The sequence below is a fragment of the Trichococcus flocculiformis genome (genome assembly GCF_900113645.1).
Taxonomy (GTDB): Bacteria; Bacillota; Bacilli; order Lactobacillales; family Aerococcaceae; genus Trichococcus; species Trichococcus flocculiformis.
On record NZ_FOQC01000077.1, the window covers coordinates 1 to 8,033 of the forward strand.

The 8,033-nt window shown below is 47.3% G+C and carries 9 protein-coding genes, 1 pseudogene and 2 riboswitches; of the genes and pseudogenes, 9 read left to right on the forward strand and 1 reads right to left on the reverse strand.

The annotated features are described in order from the left end of the window. Nucleotides 1–222, reverse strand: a 222-nt coding sequence (locus BMZ71_RS15195; RefSeq protein ID WP_245734461.1) for a DUF4372 domain-containing protein, incomplete at its 3' end; no start/stop codon positions are given. A gap of 275 nt (nucleotides 223–497) precedes the next feature. Between BMZ71_RS15195 and BMZ71_RS14040 the strand changes: the two genes are divergently transcribed. The 9 genes and pseudogenes from BMZ71_RS14040 (at nucleotide 498) to BMZ71_RS14080 (ending at nucleotide 7,629) form a co-directional block, all read left to right on the forward strand. Then, nucleotides 498–797, forward strand: coding sequence for a hypothetical protein (locus tag BMZ71_RS14040; RefSeq protein WP_086990838.1), 300 nt, complete (start codon nucleotides 498–500; stop codon nucleotides 795–797). A gap of 13 nt (nucleotides 798–810) precedes the next feature. Further along, nucleotides 811–1,440, forward strand: coding sequence for an ABC transporter permease (locus BMZ71_RS14045; RefSeq protein WP_086990839.1), 630 nt, complete (start codon nucleotides 811–813; stop codon nucleotides 1,438–1,440). After that, entirely contained in the window at nucleotides 1,441–2,349 is a 909-nt protein-coding gene (locus BMZ71_RS14050; protein ID WP_086990841.1) for a glycine betaine ABC transporter substrate-binding protein, read from the forward strand. A 22-nt stretch (nucleotides 2,350–2,371) separates the two neighbouring features. Further along, nucleotides 2,372–3,145 (forward strand): ABC transporter ATP-binding protein, encoded by a 774-nt coding sequence (locus BMZ71_RS14055; protein ID WP_086990842.1) that lies wholly within the window; start codon nucleotides 2,372–2,374, stop codon nucleotides 3,143–3,145. Then, complete coding sequence (locus BMZ71_RS14060; protein WP_068561670.1) at nucleotides 3,142–3,765, forward strand: ABC transporter permease; 624 nt, start codon at nucleotides 3,142–3,144, stop codon at nucleotides 3,763–3,765. Before BMZ71_RS14055 ends, BMZ71_RS14060 begins: the two co-directional genes overlap by 4 nt. Nucleotides 3,766–3,786: 21 nt before the next feature. Continuing rightward, the gene (locus tag BMZ71_RS14065) at nucleotides 3,787–4,662 is read left to right on the forward strand and encodes a DUF5131 family protein (protein WP_086990844.1); all 876 of its coding nucleotides are present in this window, start codon (nucleotides 3,787–3,789) and stop codon (nucleotides 4,660–4,662) included. Between the two features lie 23 nt (nucleotides 4,663–4,685). Beyond that, a pseudogene (locus tag BMZ71_RS14070) lies at nucleotides 4,686–5,669 on the forward strand (zinc-binding dehydrogenase). 36 nt (nucleotides 5,670–5,705) lie between these two features. Next, nucleotides 5,706–5,808, forward strand: a riboswitch (TPP riboswitch). A gap of 62 nt (nucleotides 5,809–5,870) precedes the next feature. Continuing rightward, a riboswitch (TPP riboswitch) is annotated at nucleotides 5,871–5,972 on the forward strand. Between the two features lie 131 nt (nucleotides 5,973–6,103). Continuing rightward, a complete protein-coding gene (thiW, locus tag BMZ71_RS14075) occupies nucleotides 6,104–6,595 on the forward strand; it encodes an energy coupling factor transporter S component ThiW (RefSeq protein WP_086990846.1) in 492 nt (163 codons plus the stop codon). A gap of 218 nt (nucleotides 6,596–6,813) precedes the next feature. Then, nucleotides 6,814–7,629 (forward strand): MurR/RpiR family transcriptional regulator, encoded by an 816-nt coding sequence (locus BMZ71_RS14080; protein WP_086990848.1) that lies wholly within the window; start codon nucleotides 6,814–6,816, stop codon nucleotides 7,627–7,629. The last annotated feature ends 404 nt before the right edge of the window (nucleotides 7,630–8,033 follow it).

An 8,033-nucleotide genomic window follows, 5' to 3' on the forward strand; every position in this document is an offset into this window, starting at 1 on the left:
AGCTTGAAGGTCTGGATTTAAAAGGGAAGCTTCGATATCCCGAAGACTGGCTTTTTGGCTCGAGACTGCGTGGAGCATCAGCTTGAGGAAACGATCAAAATAGAGCTTCTTGACATAGGTATTTGTCTGTCCAATTTGTTCTTGTAGTCTTAGCGGTAGATTCTCAAAAGAGACAGGTGCAATCCATTTACAAAATGAAGTTTTTTGTTTATGCTTATCCATAGTTGTAGGTCCTTTAAAGTGGTCTTGGATAAGTCATCTTACCAACCATTGTAAAGGACTTTTTGTTTTTGTCTAAAAATTCGGTTTGTTTATTTTATTAATGCAACACTAGTGAGTAAGAGTATGGAAATCCATCCATAAGTATGGAAAGGGAGAAACATCATTGAGGTGTTAAGCAAGTCAGACACGCACGAATGCCCATCATGATAATATTGCTTGTGCGAAGAAGCTGGCTCAGCGGTAATTTTCGGTGCGCGTGTGTTGAAGGAGGCGGAATGCAGGTCATGATAGATCCTTTATTAGTATTTGCGGAAACCTTTGACACTGATATCAAGATTGCCATAATGTACCTGTTCCTTTGCTATCCGACAATGAGCTGCAATGATATCGTCCTAATGACGGGTGAAAAAAAAGAAAGTGTGGTCACCAGTCTGTGGAGACTGCAAATGGATACGATTGTGGTCAATAAGATTGAGGACGACAGAAACTGCTATTATTCCTTGACGAGCAGCGGTACAGCGAGTTTGAAGGTATTTAGCGAGATGGCAGATTTTTCGGATCGTTGTTTAAAATGAGAGGAGGTCCAAAATGCTAATTGATGACATACTGCAATACTTTCAAGAGAATTTCAGTCAATATTTGATTTACGTTTACCAACACCTTGGATTGAGTATCCAGGCAATCGGAATTTCTTGTCTGATCGGTATTCCGCTGGGATACGTCAGCCACAAGCACCGGAAACTCAGCCAGATGATCACCCTCAGTTCCCAAGCCTTGCGGATCATCCCCAGTTTGGCGGTCCTCTTTTTATTGATTTCCTTGATAGGCGTCGGCAGGGCTCCCGCATTGATTGCTTTAGTGTTATTAGGAATTCCGCCGATTTTGGTCAACACAACGGTCGGATTCCTGGAAGTCCCCTCTGTGATGATCGAAACGGGGAAGGGTTTGGGCATGACCGATAGGGAGCTCCTGAAAAGGGTGAAGATTCCGATGGCTTTTCCTTTTGTGATGACCGGCGTGAAACTGGCGTTGGTGGAAATTATCTCGAGTGCGACGCTGGCTACATACATCGGTGCGGGTGGTTTGGGGACACTGATTTTTACAGGATTGGGTTTGAACAGGATGGATTTGCTTCTCATTGGAGGAGTATCGGTAGCGATGATTGCCTTCACGACAAGCATCTTTCTTGATTACATAATTAAAAGGAGCATCAATTAAATGAAAAGAAAAAATATCATCAGTACGATTGCAATGTTGGCCGTAACACTTATGGTCTCAGGTTGTTCAGGCCTGACTGGCGGAAGCGATAGCAGCACGGAAGATACAGCCATCCGCGTGGGCTCAAAGGACTTCACCGAAAACTTGGTTGTTTCGGAAATTTATGCATTGGCTTTGGAGGATGCCGGGTATGAGGTTGAACGGATCCCGAATATCGCCAGTTCGGTCATCCACACATCGATCACCAATGATGAAATCGATCTTTATCCGGAGTATACAGGTACAGGTCTGTTGGTAGTATTGGAAATGGAGATGGAAACCGACCCTCAAAAAGTCTATGATACAATCAAAGCAGAATACGATGAGCAGTTCGATCTGACTTGGTTGGATTATGCGCAAGCCAACGACAGCGCTGGTCTGGTCATCAAAACGAGCGTAGCCGAAAAATACGGCATTGAGACCATTTCCGATCTGCAGGAACATGCTTCAGAGCTGCGTTTTGCATCCCAAGGTGAATTCGATCTGAGGGAAGATGGCCTTCCTGGTTTGACCAAAGCATACGGAGAATTCAATTGGAAGAGTTCGACAGTCTACGACAACAGTTTGAAATATGAAGTCTTGAAAAATGATGAAGCGGATGTCGCTCCGGCCTATACGACTGAGGGACAATTGACCGATAAAGAGGAATTCACTGTTTTGGTGGATGACAGAAATTTCTGGCCGCCGTACAACTTGGCACCGGTAATCCGAAATGAAGTTTTGGAAAAAAATCCTAAAATCGCGGAAATTTTGAACAACATCAGCAGCACATTGGACACGGAAACGGTGACCGGATTGAATGCCAAAGTGGATGTCGATGGACAGGAATATGAAGCGGTAGCGAAAGAGTACTTTGATTCGATAAAATAAACTAAGGGGGCGTTGAAGCCGCATGGAGCAAACCGCGATAGAATTCAAAAATGTGACGAAGCTCTACGGGGAAGGAGAGATGAAGGCAGTCGATGATATCTCTTTTGAGATTAAGGAAGGCGAGTTCATCACTGTCCTGGGGTCTTCTGGCTCCGGCAAAACGACCACTTTAAAAATGATCAACCGCTTGATCCGTGAAGATGCAGGAAACATAACCTTCTTCGGGGAAGACATCAGCGGAATGAACGAAGTGGACCTCAGGCGGAAAATCGGTTATGTCGTCCAACAAATCGGTCTGTTTCCGCATATGACCGTTGCCCAAAACATCGCGACAGTCCCGGAACTGCTGAAGTGGGACAAGAAGGAAATCCAAGCCCGCGTCAAAGAATTGCTGGAGCTTGTCCAACTGGATCCGAATGTGTTTGCCGACAGAAAGCCGAAACAATTATCCGGCGGTCAGCAACAGCGTATCGGCGTTGCGAGGGCGCTTGCCGCCAATCCGAAAGTGATGCTGCTGGATGAACCATTTGGAGCGGTCGATGCGATCACGCGCCTACAACTGCAGAATGAACTGCAAAAGATCCACAAAGAATTGGGAGACAAAACCTTTGTGCTGGTCACCCACGACATCAATGAGGCGTTCAAGCTGGGGACGAGAGTGCTGGTAATGGACAAAGGCAAGATTTGTCAATTTGATGCACCGAGGGAAATCATGCGCAATCCGAAAACGGAGTTTGTCGCAAATTTGATTGCCACCGTAAAGGAACAAGAGGCATTTTGGAGTGAGCTGAAATGATTGCATACTGGAATACTTACCATGAAAAACTGTTGCTTGCCACGATGCAGCATATCGAATTAGTGGGGACGACGCTGACGATCGCCATCCTCATCGCTAGTGGCATAATCCTGGCCTGCATGCATCAGGAACGCGTGATGAACGGCTTGATCTATCTGACCTCTTTGCTTTATTCGATCCCGAGTCTTGCTCTATTTGCCATCTTGATTCCGTTGACGGGACTGGGAAGGAACACGGCCATCATCGTATTGGTGATTTATTGCCAATATGTCCTGTTGCGCAGTTTTTCCGCAGGGATCAAGGAGATCGATCCGACAATCATCGAAGCCGCTGTAGGGATGGGCATGACGAGGAATCAAATGTTCCGGAAAATCCAACTGCCGTTGGCAATGTCATCCATAATCGCAGGGATACGGATCGCTGCGACCTCTACAATCGGCATCGCAACCATCGCCGCAACGATCAATGCGGGCGGGTTGGGAACTGTCCTTTTCGATGGCTTGCGGACATTCAGCGTCGTAAAACTGTTGTGGGGCACTGTGCTGTCGATGTTGTTGTGTCTGCTTGTCAATGTCATCCTGTACTTACTTGAGAACGCGTTGCGACGGAGATTTGCCTGATCTTTTCAAAGGAGTGGTCGCTTGAGTGATATCTGGAACCCGTGGCACGGCTGCAAAAAGGTCAGCCCGGGATGCCAAAATTGTTATATGTTTCATTTGGATAGTCAACGAGGAAAAGATGGCGCGCTGATTTATAAAGTCCAGAGCAGCTTCGATCGACCGTTGAAAAGAAACCGGCGCGGCGACTTTGTCATACCTCCTGGTTCCACGATACGCGTCTGCATGACTTCTGACTTCTTTCTTGAGGAAGCGGACGAGTGGCGCGGGGAAGTCTGGAAGATGATTGAGAAGCGTTCGGACGTGCTGTTCTACTTGTTGACGAAAAGAATTGAACGCGTGAAAGATTGCCTTCCTGAAAATTGGGGAGACGGTTGGGAAAACGTGTGGATGAATGTCTCTGCCGAAAACCAAAAGATGGCCGATAGGCGGATCCCGGTACTCCTGGATCTGCCTTTCAAACACCGAGGCATCATGGCCGCACCGTTGATCGGCGAAATCGACTTGACGAAGCATTTGTCGTCCGGAAAAATCGAACGCGTCATCGTCGGCGGGGAAAACTATGACGGAGCAAGGGAATGCCATTATGAATGGGTGCAGAGGATGCACCAAGATTGCGTGGACCAGCATGTGAACTTCGAATTCATCGAAACCGGGAATCATTTTGTGAAGAACGGACGGAAGTATGAAATTTTGGACAAAAGAAAGCAGCAGGAGCAGGCAAAGAAATCCGGCCTGTCTTATGAAGGGCATGCGGTTTCGGTTCAACTGACGGAGGTTGCCCAGGGCGAATCGGTGCCGCTTTTTCAAACAGATGCCGTGACTTTGTGCGACTCCTGTGCCTACAAGAAATTTTGCGGTACGCAATCGGGAAGACCCAGCTGCATGCTGTCGCTATGAAAATAAGAAAGGGAGTCGGAGAAATGAAGGCAGTCGTAGTGCACGAAGCGGGGGGACCGGAAAAACTGGTGCATCAGGAAGTTCCTCTTCCGGAAATCCGGGAAGGCTGGTCGCTCGTGAAAGTCATGGGCTTCGGCATCAACCATTCGGAAATCTTTACACGGGAGGGGTAATCCCCTTCGGTCAAGTTTCCCCGAATTTTAGGCATCGAATGTGTGGGGATAGTCGAACAGACGAACGACGAAGAGAAATTGCCTCTCGGTCAAAAAGTGGTGTCGATCATGGGAGAGATGGGGAGGGCCTTCGACGGGAGTTATGCGGAATATGTCCTGTTGCCGAATGACCAAATCTACCCCATCCACACCGATTTGCCCTGGGCCCAACTGGCGGCCATTCCGGAAACCTACTATACGGCTTTCGGTTCCATGAAGAATCTGAGGATCCAAGCATCCGATCAGATTTTGGTTCGGGGTGCAACGAGCGGTGTAGGTGTTGCCTTTGCCAAGTTGGTCAAAGCCCAATTCCCCGATATCAGGATTTTTGGCAGCACACGAAAAGCCGAAAAGGGCGAGAAATTGAAGGAAGCCGGCTTCAGCGACTATATAGAAGATCCCAACGGTATTTTGGATACCGAAGAGACTTTCGACAAGATTCTGGAATTGATCGGCCCTGCGACGATCAAGGACAGCCTTTCCCATATCCGGGAAGGCGGCGTTGTCTGCAGCACCGGTCAACTGGGCGGGAAATGGTTTTTGGAGGATTTCGATCCCATCATGGAATTGAAGCACAACAGCTACTTGACTACTTTCCATTCGAGTGACGTCTCCGGCGAGAAGTTGAACGAACTATTGGCATATATTGAAGAAAAAGGCGTAGCGGTGGAGCCCGAGAAAGTCTTCATGCTCGAAGAGGTTGCCCAAGCCCATGCCTTTTTGCAGAGCCAGGACAGTTTCGGAAAAGTCATTGTGTTGGATCCGAGCGCTGTGGGAGAGCAAGCTTCAGAATAGGGTTGCGTTTCCGCGGATTATTGGTTAGAATCGAATGAGAAACACTGGGGGTGCGCTATTGCGCTGAGACCGGCATTGCCGGAACTCTTTGTACCTGATCTAGTTCATACTAGCGGAGGGAATGTGGCGTTTGACTATTCGCATAATAGACATCAAAACGTTATATTTTCTGATTTTCGCATCAGATCATATAGCGTTTTTTATTTTCAGTAGGGGTGCGCGCGAGCGCTGAGACCGGTTGTATCGGAACCCTTCAAACCTGATCCAGTTCGTACTGGCGGAGGGAACTGAGCTCGGTCTGGAGTCCGTACGTATATCCAAGACATCTCAGGGGAGGTGTCTTTTTATTTTCGTTAAAATCCGGGAGGAGGGGAAACGGTTCGCATAGATCAGGCTTCAAAAGGAATGAATCAAACTGAAAAGGGGAAAATCTTATGAACACAAAAAAATTAGTCACCACTGCCTTGATCATCGCCATGGGGGTGGTCAGCAACAGCATCTTCGTCATCCCGATCGGACTAGCAAAAGTAGCACCGGTGCAACATCTTTTGAACGTACTGACTGCTGTCTGGTTAGGACCCGGATACGCCGTCCTGCAGGCTTTCGGCGTTTCCGTGCTGCGCAACCTGTTGGGAACGGGAACCATATTTGCCTTTCCTGGCAGCATGATCGGAGCTATTTGCGCAGGTCTGTTTTATGCCAGAACGCAAAAGATCGGTTACGCGGCACTGGGTGAATGGATAGGCACCGGAATCCTGGGCTCTCTGGTAAGTACTTTGCTGGCGCAACTCTTTATGGGTATGGAAGCTGCACTGATGCTCTTTTTGCCGAGCTTCGCGATCAGTTCCGCCATCGGAGCCGGGATGGCATATTTTATCATCCTGGAAATGGAAAAAAGGAGTGTATTGGGTCGGAACAGAATTTAAAGCAACTGCATATGAAGGAAGCCGCTCTCGGAAGAGGGCGGCTTCCTGTTGTCCAAAAGTGTCTCCAATAGAAATAGTTAAGAAAATAATTTTCATTAATTAATAATTGAAAAAACTATTTTCATGTGTTATTCTATCAGCGAAGGGGAAAAGGCGAAGTCAAGAAATGCGCAGTGCGCTTTTGGCGGTTGCGCAAAGCAGGAGGAGGCAACAAGTAAATGACAATCATCGAAGAAATACAGAATCAGTATTCTGCTTTTTCCGCGAACGAGAAAAAGATTGCGGATTACATTCTGCAGAACAAAGCATCCATCAAAAATATGAACATCAAGGATTTGGCAGCGAAGGCGGATACCTCGACTTCCAGCATCACCCGGTTCTGTAAACGCATCAACATCGATGGGTTTGTGGACATGAAGATTGCGCTGCGTTCATTGGCGAGCGGTCATCCTTCGAAAGAAATGCCGACCGTCTATGACGATATTTATGGCTATTATACACAAGTCATCGCTGAAACCAATCAGATGATCGAGGATCAGGCAATCGAAACGGTTGTCGGTTGGATCAAAAACGCAAACAAAACCGTCATCTACGGCATCGGCAGTTCCGGTTTCACGGCCGCAGAATTGGCGCAACGCTTGATCCGGATGGGGCTGAATGCTACGGGGGTTACGGATTCCCACCTGATGATCATCAACAGTTCGATCATCAAGGAGGGCGAATTGGTGATCGCCATTTCAAATTCGGGAGAGACCCCTGAACTGATTGCATCTTTGGAGATCGCGAAGAAGAAAAAAGCGAAGATCATCGCCCTGACGAGCTTCAAAAACAGTTCGCTGACGAAACTGGCGGATATCACGTGCTTCGGTTATCACTCGCGTTTCGTCAACAACACGGTGTTCGTCAATACGCAGTTCGGGATGATGTACCTGATCGATGTGATTTCGACCTTCCTGTTGCAGGACCATGATTTCCAATACAATATGGATCTGACGAGAGCAAATGTGCAAGGTTATTCAAAAAAAACAGAATAGCGCGATGTGCTGTTTGAGTCATGCAAGTGGACAGTGAAAAAAGTTCACGATCAGGTAGTGCCAAAAATTCTATGGAAACTGCCCCAAATAACGAGGTGATGTGAAAAACCAAGTCCTGCTATTCAAAGTTTGGTGAAACAAACACTCTTGACAACCGAGCCAATGGTTTTTTCCTTTGCCGTCAAGGGCGACGGTATACAAAAGGAGCAGCACAAAGTAGCCCTTGGCTCAGAAAATTTTAAACCATTGGCCATTCGGATTGTCAAGAGTACGCTCCGCTGTTTGTTTAGTTAATTGGTTCTCTTTTTTTAGAGGGCTCAGGTGCCAAAAGTTAAGGGGTTTGGTCCATCAGCCAATCTTGTGATAAAGAGATTAATTTTGTCCATTTAGCCGGCATGTTGGGA

Bases quoted from the DNA above. Each gene is read 5' to 3' on its own strand.
- BMZ71_RS14060 (WP_068561670.1), top strand. From the start codon at position 3,142: ATGATTGCATACTGGAATACTTACCATGAAAAACTGTTGCTTGCCACG.
- BMZ71_RS14045 (WP_086990839.1), top strand. From the start codon at position 811: ATGCTAATTGATGACATACTGCAATACTTTCAAGAGAATTTCAGTCAA.
- thiW (WP_086990846.1), top strand. From the start codon at position 6,104: ATGAACACAAAAAAATTAGTCACCACTGCCTTGATCATCGCCATGGGG.
- BMZ71_RS14080 (WP_086990848.1), top strand. From the start codon at position 6,814: ATGACAATCATCGAAGAAATACAGAATCAGTATTCTGCTTTTTCCGCG.
- BMZ71_RS14055 (WP_086990842.1), top strand. From the start codon at position 2,372: ATGGAGCAAACCGCGATAGAATTCAAAAATGTGACGAAGCTCTACGGG.
- BMZ71_RS14040 (WP_086990838.1), top strand. From the start codon at position 498: ATGCAGGTCATGATAGATCCTTTATTAGTATTTGCGGAAACCTTTGAC.
- BMZ71_RS14050 (WP_086990841.1), top strand. From the start codon at position 1,441: ATGAAAAGAAAAAATATCATCAGTACGATTGCAATGTTGGCCGTAACA.